The organism is Chthonomonas sp., from assembly GCA_016788115.1.
Classification (GTDB): Bacteria; Armatimonadota; Fimbriimonadia; order Fimbriimonadales; family Fimbriimonadaceae; genus UBA2391.
On sequence record JAEURR010000009.1, the window covers coordinates 111919 to 134966 of the forward strand.

A 23048-nucleotide genomic window follows, 5' to 3' on the forward strand; every position below is an offset into this window, starting at 1 on the left:
CCTATCCGCACATTCTGCCTCAGTCATGGTCTCGATTTCAACACTCACCGAGGGTGTAAGCTGAAATTTATGAGCTTTTGGCCAAGTCGTCGCGAAGTACTGGGCGCAGGGTTTTCCCTGGCGGTGCTCCCGACATTGGGTTTTGCACGCCGCAGCCCGAGCAGTTTCGGATTCCACTACTTCAGCGATACGCACGTGAGTTTGAACCGGAACATCGAAGAGAACCGGGCGATGCTGCGCGAGATGGCGACAGCGCCACAGTCGTTCGCCATCAACGGCGGCGATATCACCGATTACGGTTGGGCCGGTGAGTACGAGAACTACACTGCGCTCAAGAAAGAGGTGTCTTTCCCAATCTACGAGATCCCCGGGAACCACGACGTGCGCTGGTCACCGCTCGCTATGAAGGCGTTTTCTGAGCCGTTGGGTCCCCCGACGCGCGTCATCTTTCACGAGGGAGTCGCCATCGCGCTGCTCGATAGCACTGTCCCACTTTCGCATTACGGTCACTTCGAGGCCAAGCAGCTTGTGTGGCTGCGCGGCGAACTCGAGAAAGTTGAGCCAGGTACTCCCATCATCCTCGCGACCCACCACTGGGTCGGGCGCGACTCGATCATGATCGACAATGAGGCGGAGCTGCTAGACGTGCTTGACGAGCTCAACGTAAAGCTCATTCTGACGGGCCACGGGCATAGTGACCTCGATTGGGATTGTGACGGCATCGCCTGCACCATGAACAAAGGGCTGTATCAAGGGTCCTATCAGCGGGTAGAGATCGACCATGCGGCATCGATGATACGGCTATTCCGCCGGACGAACGAGACGCCCACCATGACGCTGGTGCGGGAGATCAAGCTCGCTCCGGAGCGAGCCAAGAGGCCGTTCTGGCCAGTGATCGGGCAAGACGGTGAGGTGATGCGCGTTCGCACAAAGGCCAGCAATCGTCCGACCCATTACCGCTGGAACCAGTCTAAATGGACTCCATTCCCGGCGGATTCAGGGCTCGCGATGCCACCCACTCGAGGACAGCAGCGTCTCACCATCCGCAAGGGCGATACGAGTCGGTGGTCGATCAGCGATTTCCCGCTGGAGCGTGAGGGGATTCTGGGTGCGAAATGGAAGGTCAAGCTCTCCGGAGGTGTCATGTCGCACCTGGTGCTGGACGATCGACTCTACGTCAGCACAATGGGCGGATCGCTAGTTGCAATGGAAGCCGAAACGGGCAATCAAGTGTGGGAGGCAAAGGGCTTGGGCTACGCGCACTCTTCGCCGGTGTTGAGCCCAAACGATGTGTTCGTCGGCCGCTCGGATGGGTCGTTGACTTGTGTGAAGCGGTCGAATGGACATATGCGCTGGTCGGCCAAGACGGGTGGTCCAGTGTATGCGACGTCCGTAGTTGCCGGTGACCTGGTAGTTTTGGCTTCCGGCGATGGCTCAGTTCGGGCACTGGAGATTGCATCGGGCAGGGAAGTGTGGCGATACGACTTACCCAAGAGCGACACGGCCTTTGTCCAGTCGATGCTTCGCGCAGCGGATGGCAAGATCGTTTTTGGTGCGTGGGACAAGTGTGTGTATGCGCTGGACCAGCACACGGGCAAGCTGCTGTGGCGGGTGCCCGCGACGGAGAAGAGCTTCGCCTATTCGCCCGCCATCGGTTCGGTTGTGGTCGATGGAAGGCATGTGCTGGGGGTCGCCAACAGCAATAGTCTCTTTTGTCTGGAGTTAGGCACGGGGAAGACCGTGTGGACTGCGACGGCGGACGGAGACAAGTTCGGTTACAGCGGCCCAGCGGTTGACGCCAAACGCGGGTTGATCGTCGCGGGTTGCCTTGGGGACACCGGCCAAGTGCGGGCGGTCGATCGTGCGACCGGCGAGGAGCGATGGATGTGCAAGGTCGGACTGACGGTCTACGACAGCTCCCCCGCGTTGAATTCGAAGTACGCGGCGATCGGAAGTGTCGATTCGACTTTGAACCTTATCGACCTGGATCAGGGTCAGTTAGTCGATCAGTTGCGTCTCGCGCCCGGACACTTCCTGAGTTCTCCGGCGATGAATGAGAAGTTGCTTTTCGCTGCGACTTACTCGAATGTGGTCGAGTGTTACGCCTTCCCAAGTTAGCCTATGCCTATCTACGAATATGAGCCGGTGGGTCGGCAGTGCCTGATGTGCGAAGGGCGGATTGAGATCCTTCAGAGTGCCAGCGAAGATGCGCTCGCGCTCTGCCCTTGGTGTGGGCTGGAGGTCAAGCGAGTCATCAGTCGAGCGGAGATCTCAATGAGATCGGCGAAAACCGACTTCGACAAGGCGGCCAAACGAGGCTTCACGACGTTTCGGCGGTCGGAGAGCGGCGTGTGGGAGCGGATTGCGGGAGACGGCGCGGACGTGATCAAGCGAGATGATAGCGGCGCTCCATAATTGCGGGACCTTTCGAACCTTTCGCTTGCGTACTCGTCTGATAGAAGGAGGGTGGCATGAAGAAGGTTCTCATCTGTGAAGACGACTCCAGCATTGGACGACTGATTCAAACGAATCTGCACTCCAGCGGCCATGAGACCGTGTTGGTGGCGCACGAGCCGCACCCCTTGAGCCGAATCCGCGATGAGGCACCCGGAGTGATCGTCATGGACGTCATGCTTGAAATGGTCGATGGCTTTGATCTCCTGCAGCGCCTCAAGAGCGATCCGGCGACCGCGCACCTCCCGATCATCGTGGTCTCGGCGCGTGTGGAAGACGACGCAATGCAGCGCGGGTACGACCTCGGAGCGTTCGTTTATTTGCCAAAGCCGTTCGAGCCGTACGAGTTGGCGCATTACGTGTCGCTGGCGTGAACATCGCGTATCAATTTCCCGTCCAACTGTTGGCCCTTTGACAGGCCCCCCTGCATCGGGTAGGATAACGCGACGACCCAATTGGAGCGTAGGAGACGCAATGGCCCTTAGAGTATTGGTGTGTGACGACGAACGCCATATTGTGCGATTGATCCAGGTGAACCTGGAAAAGCAAGGCTATCAAGTCATCACGGCATTTGACGGAAAAGACGGACTCGAGAAGATTCGGGCTGAGAAGCCTGACCTCGTCGTTTTGGACGTGATGATGCCCTACATGGATGGTTTTGAAGTTCTGAAGAACCTGCGGCGAGACCCCGCAACCGAGAGTTTGCCCGTAATTATGTTGACGGCCAAGGCTCAGGACAAGGACGTGTTCGAGGGCTATCACTACGGCGCTGACATGTACCTCACCAAGCCGTTCAACCCGATGGAACTCGTGTCGTTCGTAAAGCGCATTGCAACCACGACCGGCGACACCGGTGGCCCCAAACGCTACGATCTCTAGACCCGATACGTTCAAGAACAATCTTCAACAAGCAGCCAGCCGATCCCCTGCGGAACGGCTGGCATGTTTTTTGCTGCCATCAGAAAATGTCTGAATATTCTTGACTCGACCCACATTTCGTGTGATAAGATGAGATGAGAATACGTATTCTCTCCGTCAGCGATGCCGCAGGCGGAACGGGTGAATCGATGAGGATTACACAACAAGACATCGCAAGGATTGCGGGAGTTTCACAGGCGACGGTGTCGCGTGTGGTCGGCGGGGACGTGCGCGTCGAATCCGACATTCGCGATCGCGTGCTGGGTGCCATGCGGGACAACAACTACAGTCCTGATGCGAGAGCTCGCTCACTGCGCCAGCAGCGCACCCACCTTATTGGCCTCGTAATGCGGCGCGAAGCGCGCGATCTTCAGGGCGATCCGTTCTTTTCAATTCTTAGTGCCGAAATTCTGGGCTATCTGTCCAGCACCCCGTACCACCTCTGCGTGGACATCGCTGCGAGCGCCCTGCGACAAGAGTACATTTACGACGAAATGCTCCGCACCCGCCGCGTGGACGGCCTGATCTTGGTCGAAAGCGAGCCGAAGGACGATAGAATTGCTCGCCTCCAGCGCGATGAATTCCCGTTCGTTTTGATCGGCAACCCGGGCGACGTAGAAGCGATGCACTCGGTCGACAACGATAACGTGCGGGCCGGTGTCATTGCTACCAGCCACCTCGTCGAGCAGGGATTCAAGCGCATTGCCTTTCTGTCCGGCCCGGAGAGCTTGACCGTCAGCCGGGACCGATTGGACGGATACGCTCAGGTGCTCAAGGCATCAAACCTGCCTGCCAAGGTCTACCATAGCGAATTTGGCTTCGAGGCCACCCGCCGTAGCGCGATCAACGCACTGCGCGACCCGTTCTCGCCCGATGCTCTGGTGGTTCTGGATGACTTCATGGCCATGGCGGTGGCAGACGCTGCGCGCGAACTTGGCCTCGCGATTCCGGCTCGGCTCGGGCTGGTGAGCTTCAACGACACCAATATCTGTCACCTGATTCCGGGTGGTCTGACGTCTGTCAGCCTGAACATTCCCGAGATCGTCCGCCAATCGTGCGGTCGACTCCTGCGAATCATCGAAGATTCGGCTGATGGGGAAGATCGCCGCAAGATCGTTCCGACCGAACTCAAGGTCCGCGGATCCTCACTCAGGCGTCCTGAGGTCGCAATGCTATGACCCTTGCGCTCGCCTCAGCGATTACCGCACTCCTTAGCGCTCAAGTGAAGCATGAATTCGTATTCACGGCTCCGAGTGCTGGCGTCAAGACGGTCCACGTGGCGGGCACGTTTAACGGTTGGAGCTACGGAACCAACCCGATGACGGTCGATCCTGATGGTCGGACATGGCGCACGGACGTGACGCTTGATGTCGGTAAGCACCTGTACAAGTTTGTTCTCAACGGCACCGATTGGATCACTGATCCGAACGCGAAGACCGAGACCGACGGCGGCGGTCACGTGAACTCTGTGTTGCTTCTCGCGCCGGAGGGGTACGGCACGCCAGCCAAGCGAGGCGATGGGGTCCTGACCGAGACTGCAATTCGCCACGCCCAAGCGTCCCCCATGATCAACTTCGACCGTGGGCGACTTTCACTCCGGGTGGACGTCCGAAGCAACGACGCCCAGAGAGTTGAGGCGAAAGTGACGCGCGGCGGGAAGGCTGAGACCGCGCCAATGCGGGTCATCGATTCGAACGAGTTGCGGGAGCGGTACGAGTACGCGATGCCTTGGGACGGCAAGTCGCCCTTAAGCTATCGCTTCGTGATCACCGATGGAGCGACCCGGCGTGCGGTGACCATGGGCGGGAAGGACTTCCAGGTTACTGCGACTTCGTATGTCGGTCCGAGAGTCCCCAACTGGGTTGAGAAGACGATCTTCTATCAGATTTTTCCTGATCGATTTGAGAACGGCGATGCGAAGAACGATCCTGCGGAAGTGTCGCCTTGGTCGGCGATGCCGACGTACCTGACCCGGTTCGGTGGCGATGCGGTCGGAATCGAGAAGCGACTCGACCACCTCAAGAAGCTGGGCGTCAATGGCGTTTACATCAACCCGATCATGAAGGCCCCGGCCTACCATCGGTACGACCCGGTTGACTTCTACCAAGTCGATCCGGAGTTTGGGACCAACCAAGAGTTCGGCAGGCTGACTCGGGCGATGCAGAGCAACGGTATCCGAGTGGTACTTGACCAGATCTTTGATCACGTCGGGACCACGTTTCCGCCGTTTGTTGACCTTCTCAAGAACCAGCAGGCCTCGAAGTTTAAGGATTATTTCTTCGTGAACGAATGGCCCGTCGAGGTCCGAAAGAACCCGCCCTACCTGGGTTGGTACAACGTAGAGTCTATGCCAAAGGTGAACTTGGCGAATCCGGAGCTCAAGAAGTACTTGCTCGATTCGGTCAACTTCTGGCATGAGCACGCTCAACTCAGCGGCTGGAGGCTGGACGTCGCCAACGAAGTGCCGCAGTGGTTTTGGCGTGAGTTTCGCCAGCGCGTGAAGACGATCGATCCGGATGCTTGGATTGTGGGCGAGGTTTGGTCCGACGCCAACCAGTGGCTGCAGGGTGACCAGTGGGATGCGAGCATGAACTACCCGTTCCAATATGCGGTCCGCGACTTCCTGGCAAAGAAGACCATGACTGCCAAAGAGTTCACGTTCCAGCTCATGCAGGTTTATGGCCTGTATGCTCCGCAGGTCAGCCGTAACCAACTCAATTTCCTCAGCACGCATGATACGCCTCGGTTCATTCATGAGGCGGGAAACGACCGGTCTGCGCAGAAGCTAGCCGCGGTGGTTCAGTTCACGTGGCCGGGCGCGCCGAGTGTGTACTACGGCGAAGAGCTGGGCATGGAAGGTGCGCACGACCCAGACAATCGCCGTCCTATGCGATGGGACCTCGCGAACGACGGCAACGACATGTTTGCCCACTACCGCAAGCTGATCGCCCTGCGACATCGCCACCCGATCTTGGTGGAGGGCGATCCGGTCGCGCTTGAGACTTCGAACAGCACGGATGTGGCAGCGTTCGGACGCACGCTCGGCGCGCAGCGAGCGGTGATCGCAATCAACCGCGCGAACTCGCCGCAAACTGCCGTAGTCAAAGTAAATAACTTCGGAAAAGGTGCGGACGTGCTTGGCAGCCAAGCGGTCACCTCGCAGAGCAGATCGTTGACCATCCGGCTTGCACCCAGAAGCGCCGCCGTCGTGCTGAACCGTCGCGCATACCCAGAAACAGTTTCTATCTATCATTTCGATCACAGCAATCATTCAATGGAGGCTCCTCAATGAATCGTCAACGAAGACTGGGCTTTACGCTCATTGAACTTCTCGTCGTTATCGCGATTATCGCGATCCTTGCTGCCATTCTGTTCCCGGTGTTCGCCCAGGCGAAGGTCGCGGCCAAGAAGACGCAAGACCTGTCCAACGTCCGCCAGATTGCAACCGCCAGCATCATGTATGCCGGTGACCAGGACGATACGTTGCCGCAGTACAAGTGGCCGGACTTCTATGCCATCGCCACAAAGTTGCTGCCTTATACGAAGAACAAGGACATCTTCAAGAATCCGACTTCTCCGTACAAGGTCGGTTCGGTCCAGCAGAAGCAGGGCCGCAACCCCTATGGTAACTACGTCACGGCTCCGAACGATCCGTGTATTGGACTCCCAGCATCGACTCGCGGTGCTGCAAACCTGTACGACGATATCTATCCGCCGCTTGACTACGCTTGGAACGACTCCATGCGACAAGACTGGTCGGGCGCCCTCCCTGGCTGCAGCGGTGGTGTCGATCTCGGCATGTCGATGACTGCGAGCAAGATCACGGACCAGGCGAAGGCCGCTATGTGGATCGGCTTCCCGAGCATCGGTACCATGTGGCCGGGCGGCTGCGTGGATGGAACCTGCGACTACGGTGCAACTCCCACTAGCCTTACCGCTCGATACTGGGGTACCGACTTCAAGGGCTACTTCAGCCAGGGCTCGAACGTGAACCACCTCGATGGCCACGCTCAGTACTACAAGTACTCGCGCATGCACCCGGGCAACAAGGAGACCTTTGCGAAGGCTTCCGCCGAGGGTGGGACCAAGCGCATCGACGTCAAGGCTTGGGGCTTCGACTGGGGCCACGAGTCCGTTCGATAATCCTTACCTAAGCCGTCCACGCTGGATTGCCTGAGTGGACGGCTCGCCTTGCTGGAGGAACACTTGCAAAAACTATTCTCGATTCTCGTCGGTACCATTCTGCTCGGATCCGTCTTGGGCGTAGCAGGATGCGCAAAGGATGCCAATCCGGCGGAAGACGTCAATGCTCAGATTCAGGCATTGCCTGCTGAAGAGCGCTTCCAGATGATCAAGAACGACACGGTGCTGACGCTTGAGCAGAAGGACATCGCCGTGGACAACCTGCCCATCACCGATCAGCAAAAGACTGATTACAAGGCTAAGCTGCGTGAGGCTGCCCCAGCGGGCGCTTCGACGGCGGCTCCTGGTCAACGTTAAGATCGCTTTGCGTCGACTCCCGACTCTGGGGGTCGGCGCAAACCTCCGTTTGGCATCATAATTGCGATGCTTGGGTCCATTGAACCCCTGGTGTGCCCTGCGGTACAGTGACCAGCAAGAGTACGAGGAGAGACCACTTATGTTGCCGATTTTTCTAAACCTTTTCGCCGAGCCGGGCAAAACTCAAGCGGGTGAGCTTGCGCTCATGGTCGCCATCCCCTGCTTCCTCGCAGTCGCGATTTTCGGGTTTGGCATCAGCAAAGAGCGAGACGGCGGCAACCCTTTGGTCAAGTACGTTTCCTTCGCACCCCTTCTCATCGGATGCTACATCGGCTGGCCGTACTTCAAGTACGCCAACGATAAGATGGTCAAGAATCTGGGCATGATCGGCGGCAAGAGCGAGCTGGCCTACAACGCTGCACTCATCGTTCCCGCTGGCTTGCTCGTGCTCTTCCTCGTCATCTCGTTCCTCTTCAATCGGCTGATCCACAACGAGTCCCGCATCTGATCCGTTACAATGTTCTTATACAGAACATTGGAGGAGCAGTGTGGCTCAACCCGTATCATTCATTGGCTTAACGACGACGGAAGCTCCGTTCATTGAGCAGGCTCGCAAGGACGGCAACCTCTACATCGAGCAACCGTACGAGCTGTATTCCGAGGAGAATCACGAAGTCTGGCGCGCCCTGTACGAGCGCATGACCCAGCACTGGCAGACGTATGCCAACGAGCACTTTCTCAAGGGCATTGAGAACCTGTGCTTGGATCCGACGCGCGTGCCCAAGCTTGAGGATGTAAACCAGTTCCTGAACCCGCTCACCGGATTTCGGGCTAAGGCAGTCAGTGGTTACGTCCCGGCATTCTTGTTCTTCGATTGCCTCCGCAATCGGGAGTTCCCGACGACCATCACGATCCGGCGCGGCGATCGACTCGACTATTTGCCCGAGCCAGATATCTTCCACGACATCGCAGGCCACGTCCCCATGCATACCGATCGTGCGTTTGCGGACACCCTCGTTCGGTTCGGTGATTGCGCACATTTGGCCGCGGAGATGGGTCGGGGGATTTCCGACGGGCACGAAAGAGTCCGCAGGTTGAGCAGCATCATCAAGGCGATGGCGCGGTTCTTCTGGTTCACCGTGGAATTCGGACTGATGCGCGATCGCCAGTCGGGCGCGCTCAAAGCGTATGGCAGCGGACTCCTGTCCTCGCATGGGGAGTTGGAATACAGCATAGAATCGCCGGACGTACAGCGCTACCCAGCTCAGCTAGAGTGGATCATAAACCAGGGTTTCGAGATTGACCACTATCAGCCGCTGCTGTTCATCGTTGACTCGTTTGACAGTCTGTTTGACATGGTCGGCGAGCTTGAGCGATGGATGAAGGACGGACGGCTGGACAACGTCGCCCCCGGGGAGCCATTGCTGGAGGAGGCGGACATCCAGAGTTTCTTGGATGGCGGCCAGTGAGTGATCCTTGGATCAGACCGGTGGAACTGGTCGGTCCCTCGATCATCCTACGCCCGTTGGCAGTAGAGGATGCGAACGAGCTCTTCGCCGCGTCCACCGCCGAGACGTATCAGTACTACGTCGCCGTTGCGCCATTGCGGTGGGACATCGAGGCGTATCGCGAGTACATTCAGAAGCGCCTTGCGCTGCATGATGCGGTCTCGCTTGTCATGGTTGACCGGGACAGCGGCAGGCTCATTGGAGAGTCTGCCTTCATGGAGATTCGCGCCGCGAGCAAGGGGCTAGAGATCGGGTTGACCTGGATTGCCGAGCCTTGGCGGGGCACCCACGTGAACCCAGAAGCCAAGTTCCTGATGTTGCGCCACGCGTTTGAGGTCGCAGGGGCGATCCGCGTGCAATTGAAGACCGATGCGAGGAATCAGCACAGCCAAGCTGCAATCCGCAAGCTGGGAGCGATGTACGAGGGAACTCTGCGCAAACACGGGATACAGATCAACGGATACGTGCGCGATACTGCGATGTTCAGCATCGTGGATACCGAGTGGCCTGATGTGAAGCTGCGCCTGCTAGATCGGCTTCCACCCGAAAAGCCGCGGGACCTCGAAGGAACATCGTAGAAAGGGCTAGAATAGGGATTAACTATGCCAGTTGAAATCTTGATGCCCGAGCTGGGCGAATCTGTTCACGAAGGAACTGTCAGCCGGTGGCTCAAAGCCGAAGGCGACTACGTCAAGGAAGACGAGCCCGTGGTCGAGATCATGACCGATAAGGTCAACACTGAACTCCAGGCTCCGGCTTCCGGCGTACTCGTCAAGATTCTGATCCCCGAGGGTGGTCAGGTCGAAGTTTTCAAAGCGATGGGGCTCATCGATGATGGCTCCGCCGCTGCCGCCACGCCAGCCGCTCCGGCCGCGCCCGAACCCAAGAAGTCGTTCGCTCCGCCGAATACGACCTCGCAGTTTGCGAGCGCGCCGGGTGCGTCCGAGCCGCCGGTTCCCTCAAGCGAGCCTGCAGCCGCCAGCGATGGCGAGCGACGGTGGTATTCGCCAGTTGTGCGAAGCATCGCCAAGGGTCACGGGCTCTCGGAGGGACAATTGGCAACCATCGCCGGAACCGGTACGGGTGGCCGCGTCACGAAGAAAGATTTGGAAGCGTACCTGGGCGGAGAGGCGCCTGCGCCAGCGCCCGCCGCTCCTGCAGCGGTAACCCCAGCCCCAGTTCCCGCCGCCGCACCGAAGACCGAGTCTGCGGCTGTGGTTGCGGGCGAGGGTCAAGAGATCATCCCGCTGGTGGGGATGCGCAAAATGATCGCCGACGCGATGGTGCGCAGTAGCCAAGTCCCAACCGTTAGTACGCTCACCGAGGTGGACGTGACGAACATGGTCAAGTTCCGTGAGCGCAACAAGGACAGCTTCGTCGAGCAGTTTGGAGTTAAGCTCACCTACACTCCGTTCTTCATCAAAGCGATCACCGAGGCGTTGATTGAATTTCCACTCGTGAACGCCTCGCTGCAGGACGGAAACATCGTGATGTCTAAGAACGTCCACATGGGCGTGGCCGTTTCGCTGGGTGCAAAGGGCGACCAGGGACTCATCGTTCCAGTCATCCGCGATGCGAATTCTAAGACGCTGATCGAGATTGCCAAGGATCTGGAGGCGATTGCGGCCAAGGCCCGTTCGAACGCGCTCGGTGTCGCAGATGTCCAGGGAGGCACCTTCACGCTGACCAACCCCGGCAGCTACGGCGCGATGTTGGGGACCCCCATGATCAACGCCCCACAAGCGGCGATCCTGGGTACCTACACGATCAAGCAAGTGCCGGCGGTGGTGGACGGCATGATCGGCATTCGGTCGATCATGAACCTGGTGCTGACGTACGACCACCGATTGATCGACGGCATGCTCGCAGGTCGATTCCTTCAGAGCGTGAAGAAGCGATTGGAGACGTTCGACTTCTACAAATAAGCTCGTACGGGACAAGGCGGGGTGGCATCGGTCTGATGCCACCCCGCCTTTGTGTGTTCTAGCCCGCGATGAGGGCTCGTAGGTCTTCGTCGTCGACTTCCGACTTGGTGTCTGCGACCGCCAAGAACCGCGTGTAGATCGTCTCGAACCGGTCGGTTGGGAAGTCGTAGCCGAGCTCATGCAGCCGATGTTTCAGTCCGTGGCGTCCGCTCCTCGCGGTGAGGATGATCTCCGTCTTTGCCGCGCCCACGAGCACGGGATCGATGATCTCGTACGTCGAACGTTCCTTGAGCACGCCATCTTGGTGGATGCCGCTGCTATGGGCATAGGCGTTCGCTCCCACAACCGCCTTGTTGCGCTGGATCACCATGCCGGTATGGCGGCAAACGAGGCTTGAAACGGGGACCAGCTTTGTCGTGTCGATCCCTGATTCGATCCCGAACAGGTCCTTCCGAATGTACAGCGCCATGATGACCTCTTCGAGGGCGGTGTTGCCAGCGCGCTCGCCGATGCCGTTTACGGTGACTTCAACCTGACGTGCACCGGCCATCACACCCGCGAGGGTGTTTGCGGTCGCCATCCCTAGGTCGTTGTGGCAATGGCAGCTCAAGACGGCTTTGTCTACGTTCGGCACATTGTCGATGATCCCCTTGATCAGCCGGTAGTACTCGGAAGGGTAGGTGTACCCGGTCGTGTCGGGGACGTTGATGGTGGTCGCTCCGGCATCGATGATCGACTCCACGACCTTGTAAACGTAATCCGGATCGGCTCGACCCGAATCCTCCATGAAGTACTCGATGTTATCCGTGTACTGGCGAGCGTGGCGCACGGCCCGGACGCCGACTTCGAGTGCCTGCGCGCGGGTCATCTTGAGCTTGTGCTCAAGGTGATTGTCGCTGACGCCAAGACCCGTGTGAATCCGCCGACTGGCTGCGGGCTTGAGCGCCTCGGCGGCGACATCGATGTCGTTCTCCTTGGCGCGCGTGAGGGCGCAGACGGTCACACCTTTGAGCTCGCGCGCAAGCATGTTGACCGCTTCAAAATCGCCAGGCGAACTGACGGGGAAACCGGCTTCGATAATGTCCACACCCAAGGCCGCAAGCTGGTGCGCGATCTCGAGCTTCTGCTCGTTGCTCAGGCGGACGCCCGGGCTCTGCTCACCGTCGCGGAGAGTCGTATCGAAAACCAAAAGCCGGTTGGACATACTGAGGAATCTCCCTGGAACGTAACTAGATCATTATACGAGCAACTCGGCAATAACGCCGGGTTGCTCGTATGGGATTAGACGTTCAGCTTCGACGGTTCGGCGCTGCGGAAGCGTACATCGAGGTTCTTCACCGCCGCTGCCTCATCCAGCCGTCCGACAATCTGAGTCGTCGGTGCATCGTGAAGGAGCTGCGGGTTCGTGCGGGCCTCTTCGCAGATGGCAATCACCGCATCGCAGAACTGATCGAGGGTCTCTTTGCACTCGGTTTCGGTTGGCTCGATCATCAGCGCCTCGGGCACGATGAGAGGGAAGTAGTTCGTCGGGGGGTGGAATCCATAGTCGATGAGCCGCTTGGAGATGTCTAGTGCACGCACTCCGTACTCTCGCTTGTACTTCTCGGCGGTCAACACGCACTCGTGCATGCACGGGCGATCGTGAGCTGCGGGCAGGACATCCTTGAGGCGTGCCTTGATGTAGTTCGCGTTAAGCACTGCATGGCGCGAGATGTCGGCCATGTGCTCTCGTCCAAAGGCCAGTAGGTAGGTGAGCGCACGCACTTCCATGAGGAACTGACCGAAGTACGCTGAGACCCGGCCGATGCTGTGGGGGCGCGTGTAGTCAAGCTCCACCGAACCTGAAGCGCGAGAACGTCTTACCACCGGCACCGGCAAGTACGGCTCGAGATGCGACTTCAGGCCGATCGCTCCGCAGCCAGGGCCGCCGCCACCATGCGGGGTGGAAAACGTCTTGTGGAGGTTTAGGTGCATGCAGTCGAAGCCGTGATCGCCTGGGCGAGTCGTGCCGACCATGGCGTTCATGTTCGCACCGTCGCAGAACACCTGACCCCCGACCGCGTGCACCATGTCGCAGATCTCGCGAATGTTGGTCTCAAACAGTCCAAGTGTGGATGGGTTGGTGACCATGAAAGCCGCGACGTCAGGACCGAGCGCTGCGCGCAACGCGTTCAGGTCGCACCCTCCGTCGGTATCCGTTGGGACGGTCTTGACCGAGTATCCGCAGATCGCGGCGGAGGCCGGGTTGGTCCCGTGGGCCGAGTCCGGCACGAGAACGACCGTACGCTGGTCGCCTTCACCGTTCTCCGCGTGAAATGCCTTGATGAGCATGAGGCACGTGAGTTCACCGTGCGCCCCCGCAAGCGGCTGCAGCGTGATCTCGTCGAAGCCGGTGACCTGGCACAAGATCTCTTGCGTCTGAGCGAGGACTTCCAGGGCTCCCGGCACAGTCGCGGGCGGCTGCATCGGGTGGATGTGGGTGAATCCGGGGATGCCTGCGGTCCGCTCGTTGATGCGCGGGTTGTACTTCATGGAGCACGAACCCAGAGGGTAAAAGCCGGTGTCGATGCCGTAATTGAGGTGGCTCAGATTGGTAAAGTGGCGGACCACGTCGAGTTCACCAAGCTCAGGGAGTTGAAGTTCGCGGCGCAGATCGCCAAGGGCGGCCGAAAGATCGACCTCGGGCGTATCGGCGACCGGGAGGTTGCAGCCGATGCGACCTGGGGACGACTTATCGAAGATGAGCTGAGGTTGTTGAACCTTCTTGGTTGGCATGGTTAGAGAACCTCCGAGAGTTCGGTGGCGAACCGGTCGATCTGGGCTTTCGAGCGTGTCTCGGTCACGGCGACGAGCAGGACACTCTCCATCCCGGCGTAGTAGTCACCGAGCGGGAGGCCCGCCATGATCCCTCGATCGATCAAGCGTTTCTGAACCTCGTGCGCCGGCTTCGGAAGTTCGAGCGCAAACTCGCCAAACACTCGCTGCTTTTCGAACTTAAGCTTTGCGCCTTTCACTTGCAGGGCCTTCATGGCGTACTGGGTGTTGCGAACCGTGCTCTCCGCGACGCTACGCAGACCGTTCTTGCCAAGCGCAGACAGGTACACCGTATTTGCGAGTGCCATCAGCGCTTCGTTGGTGCAGATGTTCGACGTCGCCTTCTCCCGGCGAATATCTTGCTCACGGGTGCGCAGGGTCATCGTGTACCCGGGGCGGCCCAAATGGTCGTGAGTGCGGCCGACAATGCGCCCGGGGATGCGGCGAACGTACTTTTCTTTGCACGCGAATAATCCAACGAGCGGACCGCCGAAGCCCATCGCAACGCCCAGCGGCTGCCCCTCGCCGACAACGATATCGGCATCGAACTCTCCAGGGGGCGGCAGGATCGCACAAGCGACCGGATCGGCGACCACCACGAACAGCGCTCCCGCCTCTTGCGCTGCCTCCTTCGCGGCGTGCAAGTCTTCGATGGTGCCGAGGAAGTTCGGATACTGGACGATGACGCAAGCAGTCTCAGTGCCGATCGTCGAGTAATCCCTCGTCGCACCGTTCATCAGAGGCAGGGTCTCGACTTGGAGCGAATTCGCCCAAGCGTAGGTGTCCAAGACTTGGCGGAAATGGGGATGAACGCCCTGGCTGATCGCGATGCGGCTCCTGCTAGTGACTGCCGAAGCGAGATAGGCGGCCTCGGCCATGCTCGTCGCACCGTCGTACATCGAAGCGTTCGCAAGGTCCATTCCGTAGACCTCGGCGATCATGGATTGGAATTCGTAGATCGTCTGCAGATAGCCTTGGCTAAACTCCGGTTGATACGGTGTGTACGCAGTAAGAAACTCGCCGCGCGAAATGAGCGCACCGACCACCGATGGGATGTAGCGATCGTACAATCCCGCCCCGAGATACCAGTCGAGCCGAGTGGCGTCCAGGTTCTGTCGCGCAAGATGGGCAAGGTGCAAGTACAACTCGTACTCATTCTTTGCGCTGGGGATCTCAAGTGGGGCATTGAGCCTCAGTTCGGCGGGGATATCGACAAAGAGGTCGTCGATTGATCGGACTCCGATAGTCGCGAGCATCGCCTCGCGGTCGTGCTCGGTGTGAGGGATGTACGGCATCGTTGTGGTTCCATTGTGACATGCGCGCCTCCATGGACGCCGCGCTAGATCGCCCGGAATTGGGTTGCCTGGACTCTGCGAAGGTACAGAAATTGGCACTCGCGGCGGTATACTGCTAACGCAACGATGCCCTCAGGGCGTCAACACCCTTAAGGAGACACTTACTCAAGATGACTTTGCAACCTTTGCATGATCGCATCATCATCGAAGCAGCGGCCAAAGAAGAGGTCACTGCAGGCGGCATCATTCTGCCGGACAGCGCACAGGAGAAGCCGCTTCGCGGTACGGTTTTGGCAGTTGGCCCGGGCAAGCGCTTGGATAGCGGTACCTTGGCACCGGTTGACGTCAAGGTTGATGACGTGGTCCTGTACGGCAAGTACTCCGGCACCGAAGTGACTGTGGACGGCAAGGACTACATCATCCTGCGTGCCGAAGACGTGCTGGCTGTGATCACCGGTGTGAAGGCGGCTGTTGGAGCAGGAGCGTAACCCATGGCTGCGAAAGAACTCAAGTTTTCCGATGAGGCCCGAAAGCTCATCGAAGTCGGCATCGACAAGCTCGCCAATACGGTCAAGGTGACCCTGGGCCCACGCGGTCGCACGGTCGTCCTCGAAAAGAAGTTTGGTTCGCCGCTCGTGATTGATGACGGCGTCACCATCGCGAAGGAGATCGAGGTCGAGAATCGCTTCGAGAACATGGGCGCACAGCTCATCCGCGAAGTCAGCAGCAAGACGAACGACATTGCGGGCGATGGCACGACGACGGCAACCGTCCTTGCTCAGGCAATTTACAAAGAAGGCGTGCGCAACGTCGCCGCTGGAAGTAACCCGACGAAGATCCGCATCGGCATCGAGCGTGCCACCAACCTCGTCGTCGAATCGCTGGAGAAGCTGAGCAAGCCGGTCGCCGGTCGCAAGGGCTCCGAAGAAGTCGCGACGATCAGCGCCAAGGACAGCGAGATCGGTGCACTCGTCGCCGAAATCCTGGACAAAGTCGGCAAGGAAGGGGTCGTGACGGTAGAAGAGAGCCGATCGACGGAGACGCACTTCGACATGGTCGATGGTCTTCAATTCGATAAGGGCTACATGTCGCCCTACTTCATTACCGACCCGCAACGGATGGAAGCGATCTTTGAAGAGCCGCTGATCCTGTTCCACGAGAAGAAGATCAGCAACGTGGCCGATCTGATCCCGCTCCTTGAGAAGGTTCTGCGAATGGGCAAGGCCCTCATCGTGGTTGCCGAGGACGTCGAGAACGAAGCTCTGGCAACCTTGGTGCTGAACCGACTGCGCGGCAACCTGCCTATCGCGGCGGTGAAGGCTCCTGGCTTCGGCGATCGACGCAAGGCGATGATGGAGGATATGGCCATCCTCACCGGCGCACAGTTCATCAGCGAAGACCTCGGCCTAAAGCTGGAGAATGTTCAGCCGGAGATGCTGGGCACTTGCTCCAAGCTGGTCATCACGAAGGAGAACACCACTCTCGTGGGTGGCAAAGGCGAATCCGCCAAGATCGAAGGCCGTATCAAGCAGATCAAGGCCCAGATTGAGTCGACCGACAGCAACTACGACAAGGAGAAGCTGCAGGAGCGTTTGGCGAAGTTGAGCGGTGGCGTGGCCGTCGTTAAAGTGGGCGCACCGACGGAGACTGCTCTCAAGGAGAAGAAGGCTCGGATCGAGGATGCTCTCGCAGCAACGCGCGCTGCGCTCGAAGCGGGCGTCGTACCCGGAGGCGGCCAAGCGCTTATCCTCGCGGGCAAGTCGCTGGACGGTCTGACCGCATCGGATGACGAGATGATCGGCATCAACATCGTGAAGCGCGCCATCGAAGCTCCGCTCCGCACGATCGCCGAGAATTCGGGTGTCGAGGGATCGGTCGTGGTGTCCAAGGTTCGCGAGACGGGCCAAGGGTTCAACGCGAACACGCTGGAATTCGAAGACATGCTGAAGTCGGGCATTGTCGATCCGACCAAGGTCGTTCGAACGTGTCTGCAGAACGCTGCAAGCATCGCCGGTCTGCTCTTGATCACGGAGGCTGCCATCGCGGACGTTCCGGAGAAGGAAGACGAAGGACACGCTCACTAAGCGCGTCTAGCAGCAATAGCAAAGCGCCTCCGGCCCGCATGGGCTGGTGGCGTTTCTGCATGAAAAGGCCGCGTTGCACCGAAGTACAACGCGGCCAGCCTCTCCTCTTTAGGCGAGCGCTCTTAGTCGTCGCCGTCCAGCTCGTACTTATCGCTCAGGATCAAGTAGTCGAAGAAGTCGACGGCAAGGTCACCGTTCAGGTCGGCGCCTGCATTGTACGTCGCGTCGCCAAAGACGGACTCGTACGCTGCTGAGAGCACTAGGTAGTCGAAGAAGTCGTTGAAATTGTCGTTGTTGCAGTCGCCGTTGGTGAGCAGGAAGTTCACCCCGTTGACGCCACCGATACCGATGGCGACATTGCTGTTGCGTTTCTTCAGCCAGTGCGATGCTTTGCAATAAATGTCGTAGTTCCCATTGCGCAGGAATGTATTGACGCAGTAGTTGCCCGATGCGTCCAGGACCGTCGTCTGCGTATCGAGCGGAACAGCACCACCGACGGCTCGGATCTCGATGGTGACGGGCATTCCGGCATATGGACCGAACCAACTGGCCGATAGATCCACGTCGCCGCAGATCTTCGCAGGCTGCTCGGCTGCCAGGGCTCGAGTCCCCGTGAAGAATCCAAACCCAAGGAGACCCTTGTAGGTGCCGTCGTTTGCCACGAACCGCATCGCGCACCACTGACTCGCGGTGGTGTTGGTTCCGAAGTAGACGTTACCGGCCGAGTCGATGGCTGATCCGCCCGCACCGGAGCTCTGGAAGAAGCCCGTCGCAAGCGCACCGAGGTAGGTGCCATCGGTCTCGTTGAATCGCAGCGAGCGGTACTGACCGTTGCCAGAACTGTCGTTCACTACGACATAGGCGATGTCCGCCCCGAGCGAATCGCGGACGATATCCAGGCTGTAGTAGGTGTTCGCAAATCCGAACGCGTACGAACCCTTGTACGTCCCGTCGTTTGAGTCAAAGCGAAGGATGGACGGAGTAGCCGCTCGGCTCACGACCGAGAGAACGCCGCCCTGATCCACGGCCATGCCGTCGTACGCGCCATAGGTCGTGAACCCGGCGCCGATCATCCCCTCGTAGCTCCCATCGACGGGGTCAAACTTCTTGATTCCGACGGAATCGCAGATGAACATCGTATTCGACGAGAACGCGATCGAATTTGCGTAGCTGAGGAAGCCATCGGCAACGGCCCCTTGGTACGAGCCGTCGTACGGGTTGATGCGGTGGACGCGCCCAGCTCCAGTGCCCAAGTTGCTGCATAGCACGTATAGGTAACCATCGGGTCCCTGGTCAAGATCGACGATCGTCATCCCCGAGGGCACCAATGAAGGTGCGTACCCGTCGTATGTTCCATCGACCGAGTCGAATTTGAAGATCAAGCCGTTCGAGCTGTCTGGGACAAAGATCGTCTCAGCGGAAGCAAAACCTCCCAGCACGAAACAACCAAATACAATAACCGACCTACCTAGGTTCATAAGTATCCTTGCCTCACCTAGACTACACTCTACAGCATAGGTGAAGAATTCGCAAGAAATTCGGCGCTAGTCGCGCAAAAACTTACGCTTTGTTAGGAAGACTAGGCCGGTTACCACCATGGCCAGCGACGCGGGCTCGGGCACGGCAACCGGTGTGGCGGGAGAACTTCCCGAGAACTCTGGGGCCCAAGCCCACCCATCCCAACTGCCATCCACGAGGAGTCGGTCTTGGAAGCCCGAATCCGCGAACTTCCAACCGCCGAGAGTCTCGGATGTCGTGGTGCCTTCGTAGTAGCCCCAGAAGCCGCTCGTGAACCACCCCTCAGCATAGCTGTCTCCCGGGTCTACTGGGTCTAGCCCTCCTCCGTTTCTGTCGTAGCCAATACCGAAGACCGCGGTGTACGGCACACCCGGCACCAAGACGTAAGTGATCGAGCGCTGCATTTTGGACATCGCATCGAGCATGTCCCGCCCTGTCTTTTGGCCGTCGAAGCGGTAGCCGATCGCGACCGAGCGCGGTCCCGGGCCGGTGACCCAGTCGATCACCAGTGCAGCACGATTGCTACCTGTGCCGACCCAATAGTGGACGTCCGAGAAGCCAAATGCGATAGATGCGGCAGGAGACAGGAGCAAGATAAAGGCGGCAGTAGTTTTCATGGTGAAGTCCTTGGAAGAGTGCGGGGTCGTTCGTTAGGTTCGTCGAACTGCAATTTGGGCGGAGCGGTCCGTGCGAGACCGTCAATCTCTCCGCCCGTCCCGGTGATACGCACGTAGCGGATCCAGCTGAAACCGCTGGGCGCAAGGTCAAAAGCGCAACCGCCAGCCGAGCCGTTGAAGAGCGCGATTGCTTGCGCGACGGTGAGCCCAGTGAGCGAGCTGCGCGTCACCCACGGGGGCACCGGTCGCGACCACGAGCTTTCGCGTCCCCATCCGTGATGCTCGAAGTCGTATTGGAATGGCTGAGTGGGGAAGTAGGCATCACCCGATTGGGTGCTGGTGAGCGGGTAGGTGTACCACTGCAGGCCATCAGGGCTGACACTGATCGGGCTTGGCTCAATGAAGTCGGGACCGCTCGTCACCTTGGCGACTTCCAAGTCCGTATTCCACTTGCCAGATTGGGTCGCTCCCAAGAAGCTGTTTCCGTAGACGATGAAGTCGAGCCCGTACGGGTTGGCGGGAGAATCTTCGATGACCGGATTGAACTCAAGGGTCAGCTGTCCTCCGGAGAGAATTGTCACGACCAGCGGTTGACCCGTTGCTGAAGTGCCAAACGCTCCGTAGATAAGGCTCGCGGCCACCGCTTGGCTTGGTCCGCCATTGAAGGTGTCCCGGACCCAAGTCGTGGGTTTGCCGAGCGCCGCCGTAGGATCCCCGTAGACTCCTGACCCGAGGTTTGAACTACTGACCACACCGGCTGCGAACCGGGGGTCTTGCGCCGAGGCCACGACCGGGAAAAGTGCCGCCACGGCGAGCGACCTACTCCAAGTCATAGACTTCATCTCCCTGACTCAATCCCCCGGTCTCGCCGAGGCGATGAAACTTCATTTTCGCTTTGCGGATCGACCCGTCAACGCGAATCCAATTGGCCGTTTCCGCATGGCGGAAGTGGACGGTCCCCGCGCTGAAGAGTGGATCGCTTGGCGCACGGAGGTAGTTGCACCCTTGGGCCGTTTCGCCAAAGGCGGCATCAGCGAAGAGCACCGTATCGCTGGGATCGGCGACTTGGGTTATGACCGCAGGCGTTGTGCCCCGGTAGACGTCTCCCCCGAGAAAGGTCGTGTTGTAGGCATATCCCGAGTAGGGACGCCCCCATGTCTCGCCGTGGAAGTGCGGGCACGCATTGATGCGTCCTTCACGCAGATAACTCCCCAATAATCCGAGGCGGGTAGTGAGGCTCGATCCCCAAGTAGTTTGGAAGTCCCAGGCATACTCCGTCGAGAAGTCTTCGGAGTAGTAGTAGCTTGGAAAGGCGCGGTCATCGTTGTCGCCGACGTACAGATGCGCGCCGAGGCCGAGTTGCTTCAGGTTGCTGGCACACGCGGTGGTCACGGCGGCGGATTGGGCGCGGGCGAAGACGGGATACAGGATCGATGCCAGGATGGCGATGATACCGATGACGACGAGAAGCTCCACCAGGGTGAAGGCTTTCGAAACTGTGCGACGCGTTGCCTGCTCGTTCATTGCGCTCCTCATCCGGATCGCGGAACGGCAAATTCGCAGGGAAGTCGTTAGACTCGCGCATGCGCCCTATGCTCGAAGGCGATGACGGATATATGATGCGTGAAGCGGGCATTCGGGCTTAAAGAACTCGCGCGTTCTCTTTACCGTTGCGGCACAGCGCCGGTTTCTCACCGGACTTTCCCCGTTGTTTCAATCGTCTCACGATAAGACGATCTCCACACACTAAAGTCAGTATGCGCGTCGTTCTTGGGCGATTGCAAGAGCGCAATCAGATTTCGAAGTCTTTGTCCACTGGGGGCTTCGGGTGGACGATCACGGTGCGCTTGATGTTGGCGGTCGCGGCTCGCATGTCGATGAGCGACCACAGGTAGGTACCCACCGCGAGGGCGATCCCAAGCAGGACGAGCGGGTTGAACGGGACTCGTGACCCTGACATTCCAAGCGCGGTGAAGATCCCAGACAGTCCGCCCGGCGTCAATAAAGTGATCAAGAGGCCCACGATGTACCCGAACATCATCATTGCACCGACTTGGGTGCGACCGGTGGTGGTCTGGCCCAAGCCAGGCACGAGCAGCGATTGGACGACGGCGAGCTTGCCGACCGAACTAAGTTCAAACTCTGAAGTGCCCAAGAGCTTGGACACGTCGGCGGCATCCATGGCAAAGACGGTCTCGGCGAATTTGGTTTCGGCTGAGGCGTTTGTCGGGTCGAGTTCAAATGCTCGTTTGTACGCCTCGCGAGCCTTGGATCGTTGACCGCGCACGAGAAACTCGTCTCCCGCGGCTTCCAACACTTTTGTGTTGTTCGGGGCGAGCGAGAGCATCTCCTCAAACGTCTTCTGCACGCCCGCCTGGTCCCCGCGGTTGCGCAAAATCCGCAGCTGACGTTCAAGAAACTCAAGCTTCTCGGCGTCTTGAGGATCCAGCGGCGGGAGATCGCTCATTCCACGATCAGGCTGCTGTCGGGGGCCATTGTGTTCCATAGCGACTCCAGATCATAGAACTGACGCTTTTCATCCCGCATAACGTTGAACACGACGTCGCCAAAATCTTGCAGCACCCAACTCGCGTCGCCCGCCTCAGTGCGCAAAGGTTTGATCTTGTGGTTCTCGCGCATCTTCTCGGCGACACGCTCGGCGATTGCTCGTACGTGCACGTCGCTGGTCCCGGTGCAAACGACGAAGTAGTGCGCGACGGTCGTCTTGGCGTGGACGTCCAGCGTCTCGATCCTTTCTGCCTTCATGTCGTCGGCGTACTCAAGGATGGCGTTCAGTTTCTCTTGTGATTCCATAGGCTAGTGGAGTGGGTAGAGCTTGTGCTCTGCGATGTAGTTGAGAACAGCGGTGGGGACTTGCTCGCGCGACCGCTCTTCCAGTTGGATGGTCGTTCGGAGCGTCGTCGAGGAGGTCTTCGAAGGAGTCATGTCGATCCAGTCGATGACGGGGACGACATAGTCGGGGACGTGGCGCAGGGCATCATCCTGGGTGTGCGGAGGCCGCAGGATGACTGCGATGCGGCAAAGCGAGGCGATCCGATCGGGCTGCTTCCAGTTGTAGATCGAGTCCAGCGAATCGGAGCCCATGATCAGCCAGTACTCGCCGGGGATCATCTTCTGCATTTCTTCCAGGGTCTCGACGGTGAAACTGAGGCCGCTACGCGTGATCTCAATGTCGCTGACGCTCAGCCCCTCTTCGCCCTGGATCAGGGCCTGGACCATGCGGAAACGGTGGCGGGGCGAGGCTCCATTACGAGCCTTCACTTTAAGCGGGTTCTGGTAGGCGGGTACGAAGATGATTTCGTCCAGTCCCAATGTCGCACGCGCGGCGTGCGCCATCTCCAAATGAGCCGCGTGCGGAGGGTCGAACGTACCACCAAAGATCCCGATTTTCATG

Annotated in this window: 24 protein-coding genes and 1 riboswitch; of the genes, 14 read left to right on the forward strand and 10 right to left on the reverse strand. The window is 59.0% G+C overall.

Features of this window, described 5'->3' with window-relative positions; all coding sequences use genetic code 11:
- Window positions 1–69 precede the first annotated feature (69 nt).
- The 12 genes from JNM85_11290 to JNM85_11345 all read left to right on the forward strand — a co-directional run bounded on the left by JNM85_11290 (window position 70) and on the right by JNM85_11345 (window position 11305).
- Window positions 70–2118, forward strand: coding sequence for a PQQ-binding-like beta-propeller repeat protein (locus tag JNM85_11290; GenBank protein ID MBL8088639.1), 2049 nt, complete (start codon window positions 70–72; stop codon window positions 2116–2118).
- 3 nt (window positions 2119–2121) lie between these two features.
- Entirely contained in the window at window positions 2122–2415 is a 294-nt protein-coding gene (locus JNM85_11295) for a zinc ribbon domain-containing protein (protein ID MBL8088640.1), read from the forward strand.
- 56 nt (window positions 2416–2471) lie between these two features.
- Window positions 2472–2828: a response regulator gene (locus JNM85_11300; protein MBL8088641.1), complete on the forward strand. Its 357-nt coding sequence runs from the start codon at window positions 2472–2474 to the stop codon at window positions 2826–2828.
- A gap of 100 nt (window positions 2829–2928) precedes the next feature.
- Window positions 2929–3333, forward strand: coding sequence for a response regulator (locus JNM85_11305; GenBank protein ID MBL8088642.1), 405 nt, complete (start codon window positions 2929–2931; stop codon window positions 3331–3333).
- 188 nt (window positions 3334–3521) lie between these two features.
- Complete coding sequence (locus tag JNM85_11310; GenBank protein ID MBL8088643.1) at window positions 3522–4550, forward strand: LacI family DNA-binding transcriptional regulator; 1029 nt, start codon at window positions 3522–3524, stop codon at window positions 4548–4550.
- Window positions 4547–6664 (forward strand): DUF3459 domain-containing protein, encoded by a 2118-nt coding sequence (locus tag JNM85_11315; GenBank protein ID MBL8088644.1) that lies wholly within the window; start codon window positions 4547–4549, stop codon window positions 6662–6664. Before JNM85_11310 ends, JNM85_11315 begins: the two co-directional genes overlap by 4 nt.
- Complete coding sequence (locus JNM85_11320) at window positions 6661–7515, forward strand: prepilin-type N-terminal cleavage/methylation domain-containing protein (GenBank protein MBL8088645.1); 855 nt, start codon at window positions 6661–6663, stop codon at window positions 7513–7515. The genes JNM85_11315 and JNM85_11320 overlap by 4 nt, the downstream gene beginning before the upstream one ends.
- A gap of 63 nt (window positions 7516–7578) precedes the next feature.
- Complete coding sequence (locus tag JNM85_11325; protein MBL8088646.1) at window positions 7579–7872, forward strand: hypothetical protein; 294 nt, start codon at window positions 7579–7581, stop codon at window positions 7870–7872.
- Between the two features lie 139 nt (window positions 7873–8011).
- On the forward strand, window positions 8012–8380 hold the full coding sequence (locus tag JNM85_11330; protein MBL8088647.1) for a hypothetical protein: 369 nt from the start codon (window positions 8012–8014) through the stop codon (window positions 8378–8380).
- A gap of 61 nt (window positions 8381–8441) precedes the next feature.
- Window positions 8442–9341, forward strand: a complete 900-nt coding sequence (locus tag JNM85_11335) for a phenylalanine 4-monooxygenase (protein ID MBL8088648.1) — start codon at window positions 8442–8444, stop codon at window positions 9339–9341.
- Window positions 9338–9958 carry a GNAT family N-acetyltransferase gene (locus tag JNM85_11340; GenBank protein MBL8088649.1) on the forward strand — a complete coding sequence of 207 codons (621 nt, stop codon included), beginning with the start codon at window positions 9338–9340 and terminating at the stop codon, window positions 9956–9958. The genes JNM85_11335 and JNM85_11340 overlap by 4 nt, the downstream gene beginning before the upstream one ends.
- Before the next feature lie 24 nt (window positions 9959–9982).
- Window positions 9983–11305 (forward strand): 2-oxo acid dehydrogenase subunit E2, encoded by a 1323-nt coding sequence (locus tag JNM85_11345; protein ID MBL8088650.1) that lies wholly within the window; start codon window positions 9983–9985, stop codon window positions 11303–11305.
- A 58-nt stretch (window positions 11306–11363) separates the two neighbouring features.
- On the opposite strand, the gene JNM85_11350 is transcribed toward JNM85_11345, so the two are convergent.
- From JNM85_11350 to gcvPA, 3 genes are all read right to left on the reverse strand, one after another.
- Window positions 11364–12509: a 2-isopropylmalate synthase gene (locus JNM85_11350; GenBank protein MBL8088651.1), complete on the reverse strand. Its 1146-nt coding sequence runs from the start codon at window positions 12507–12509 to the stop codon at window positions 11364–11366.
- Window positions 12510–12586: 77 nt separating this feature from the next.
- Window positions 12587–14080, reverse strand: a complete 1494-nt coding sequence (gcvPB, locus tag JNM85_11355) for an aminomethyl-transferring glycine dehydrogenase subunit GcvPB (protein MBL8088652.1) — start codon at window positions 14078–14080, stop codon at window positions 12587–12589.
- Window positions 14081–14082: 2 nt separating this feature from the next.
- On the reverse strand, window positions 14083–15414 hold the full coding sequence (gene gcvPA, locus JNM85_11360; protein ID MBL8088653.1) for an aminomethyl-transferring glycine dehydrogenase subunit GcvPA: 1332 nt from the start codon (window positions 15412–15414) through the stop codon (window positions 14083–14085).
- A 170-nt stretch (window positions 15415–15584) separates the two neighbouring features.
- Here gcvPA and JNM85_11365 point away from each other — a divergent pair, with 170 nt between their 5' ends.
- Both JNM85_11365 and groL read left to right on the forward strand, forming a co-directional pair.
- The gene (locus JNM85_11365) at window positions 15585–15902 is read left to right on the forward strand and encodes a co-chaperone GroES (GenBank protein MBL8088654.1); all 318 of its coding nucleotides are present in this window, start codon (window positions 15585–15587) and stop codon (window positions 15900–15902) included.
- Window positions 15903–15905: 3 nt separating this feature from the next.
- Window positions 15906–17498 (forward strand): chaperonin GroEL, encoded by a 1593-nt coding sequence (gene groL / locus JNM85_11370; protein ID MBL8088655.1) that lies wholly within the window; start codon window positions 15906–15908, stop codon window positions 17496–17498.
- Between the two features lie 122 nt (window positions 17499–17620).
- Here the strand turns inward: groL and JNM85_11375 are convergent, their stop codons facing one another.
- The 7 genes from JNM85_11375 to nadD form a co-directional block, all read right to left on the reverse strand.
- Window positions 17621–18937: a hypothetical protein gene (locus JNM85_11375; protein MBL8088656.1), complete on the reverse strand. Its 1317-nt coding sequence runs from the start codon at window positions 18935–18937 to the stop codon at window positions 17621–17623.
- Window positions 18938–19042: 105 nt separating this feature from the next.
- The gene (locus JNM85_11380) at window positions 19043–19633 is read right to left on the reverse strand and encodes a PEP-CTERM sorting domain-containing protein (GenBank protein MBL8088657.1); all 591 of its coding nucleotides are present in this window, start codon (window positions 19631–19633) and stop codon (window positions 19043–19045) included.
- Window positions 19630–20475, reverse strand: a complete 846-nt coding sequence (locus tag JNM85_11385; protein ID MBL8088658.1) for a hypothetical protein — start codon at window positions 20473–20475, stop codon at window positions 19630–19632. Before JNM85_11385 ends, JNM85_11380 begins: the two co-directional genes overlap by 4 nt.
- Complete coding sequence (locus JNM85_11390; GenBank protein ID MBL8088659.1) at window positions 20453–21157, reverse strand: prepilin-type N-terminal cleavage/methylation domain-containing protein; 705 nt, start codon at window positions 21155–21157, stop codon at window positions 20453–20455. The genes JNM85_11385 and JNM85_11390 overlap by 23 nt, the downstream gene beginning before the upstream one ends.
- Window positions 21158–21242: 85 nt before the next feature.
- Window positions 21243–21390: riboswitch (cobalamin riboswitch) on the reverse strand.
- A 35-nt stretch (window positions 21391–21425) separates the two neighbouring features.
- Window positions 21426–22100 carry a hypothetical protein gene (locus JNM85_11395; GenBank protein ID MBL8088660.1) on the reverse strand — a complete coding sequence of 225 codons (675 nt, stop codon included), beginning with the start codon at window positions 22098–22100 and terminating at the stop codon, window positions 21426–21428.
- Window positions 22097–22447 (reverse strand): ribosome silencing factor, encoded by a 351-nt coding sequence (gene rsfS, locus JNM85_11400; protein ID MBL8088661.1) that lies wholly within the window; start codon window positions 22445–22447, stop codon window positions 22097–22099. Before rsfS ends, JNM85_11395 begins: the two co-directional genes overlap by 4 nt.
- 3 nt (window positions 22448–22450) lie before the next feature.
- Window positions 22451–23047 carry a nicotinate (nicotinamide) nucleotide adenylyltransferase gene (gene nadD, locus JNM85_11405; GenBank protein ID MBL8088662.1) on the reverse strand — a complete coding sequence of 199 codons (597 nt, stop codon included), beginning with the start codon at window positions 23045–23047 and terminating at the stop codon, window positions 22451–22453.
- Between the last annotated feature and the right edge of the window lies 1 nt (window position 23048).

Excerpts from the sequence above, each read along its gene's own strand:
- JNM85_11365 (MBL8088654.1), top strand. The coding sequence starts at position 15,585 with ATGACTTTGCAACCTTTGCATGATCGCATCATCATCGAAGCAGCGGCC.
- rsfS (MBL8088661.1), bottom strand. The coding sequence starts at position 22,447 with ATGGAATCACAAGAGAAACTGAACGCCATCCTTGAGTACGCCGACGAC.
- JNM85_11290 (MBL8088639.1), top strand. The coding sequence starts at position 70 with ATGAGCTTTTGGCCAAGTCGTCGCGAAGTACTGGGCGCAGGGTTTTCC.
- JNM85_11345 (MBL8088650.1), top strand. The coding sequence starts at position 9,983 with ATGCCAGTTGAAATCTTGATGCCCGAGCTGGGCGAATCTGTTCACGAA.
- JNM85_11350 (MBL8088651.1), bottom strand. The coding sequence starts at position 12,509 with ATGTCCAACCGGCTTTTGGTTTTCGATACGACTCTCCGCGACGGTGAG.
- gcvPA (MBL8088653.1), bottom strand. The coding sequence starts at position 15,414 with ATGCCGTACATCCCTCACACCGAGCACGACCGCGAGGCGATGCTCGCG.
- JNM85_11385 (MBL8088658.1), bottom strand. The coding sequence starts at position 20,475 with ATGAAGTCTATGACTTGGAGTAGGTCGCTCGCCGTGGCGGCACTTTTC.
- JNM85_11390 (MBL8088659.1), bottom strand. The coding sequence starts at position 21,157 with ATGAACGAGCAGGCAACGCGTCGCACAGTTTCGAAAGCCTTCACCCTG.
- groL (MBL8088655.1), top strand. The coding sequence starts at position 15,906 with ATGGCTGCGAAAGAACTCAAGTTTTCCGATGAGGCCCGAAAGCTCATC.
- JNM85_11330 (MBL8088647.1), top strand. The coding sequence starts at position 8,012 with ATGTTGCCGATTTTTCTAAACCTTTTCGCCGAGCCGGGCAAAACTCAA.
- nadD (MBL8088662.1), bottom strand. The coding sequence starts at position 23,047 with ATGAAAATCGGGATCTTTGGTGGTACGTTCGACCCTCCGCACGCGGCT.
- JNM85_11295 (MBL8088640.1), top strand. The coding sequence starts at position 2,122 with ATGCCTATCTACGAATATGAGCCGGTGGGTCGGCAGTGCCTGATGTGC.
- JNM85_11300 (MBL8088641.1), top strand. The coding sequence starts at position 2,472 with ATGAAGAAGGTTCTCATCTGTGAAGACGACTCCAGCATTGGACGACTG.
- JNM85_11310 (MBL8088643.1), top strand. The coding sequence starts at position 3,522 with ATGAGGATTACACAACAAGACATCGCAAGGATTGCGGGAGTTTCACAG.
- JNM85_11395 (MBL8088660.1), bottom strand. The coding sequence starts at position 22,100 with ATGAGCGATCTCCCGCCGCTGGATCCTCAAGACGCCGAGAAGCTTGAG.
- JNM85_11305 (MBL8088642.1), top strand. The coding sequence starts at position 2,929 with ATGGCCCTTAGAGTATTGGTGTGTGACGACGAACGCCATATTGTGCGA.
- JNM85_11320 (MBL8088645.1), top strand. The coding sequence starts at position 6,661 with ATGAATCGTCAACGAAGACTGGGCTTTACGCTCATTGAACTTCTCGTC.
- JNM85_11380 (MBL8088657.1), bottom strand. The coding sequence starts at position 19,633 with ATGAAAACTACTGCCGCCTTTATCTTGCTCCTGTCTCCTGCCGCATCT.
- gcvPB (MBL8088652.1), bottom strand. The coding sequence starts at position 14,080 with ATGCCAACCAAGAAGGTTCAACAACCTCAGCTCATCTTCGATAAGTCG.
- JNM85_11315 (MBL8088644.1), top strand. The coding sequence starts at position 4,547 with ATGACCCTTGCGCTCGCCTCAGCGATTACCGCACTCCTTAGCGCTCAA.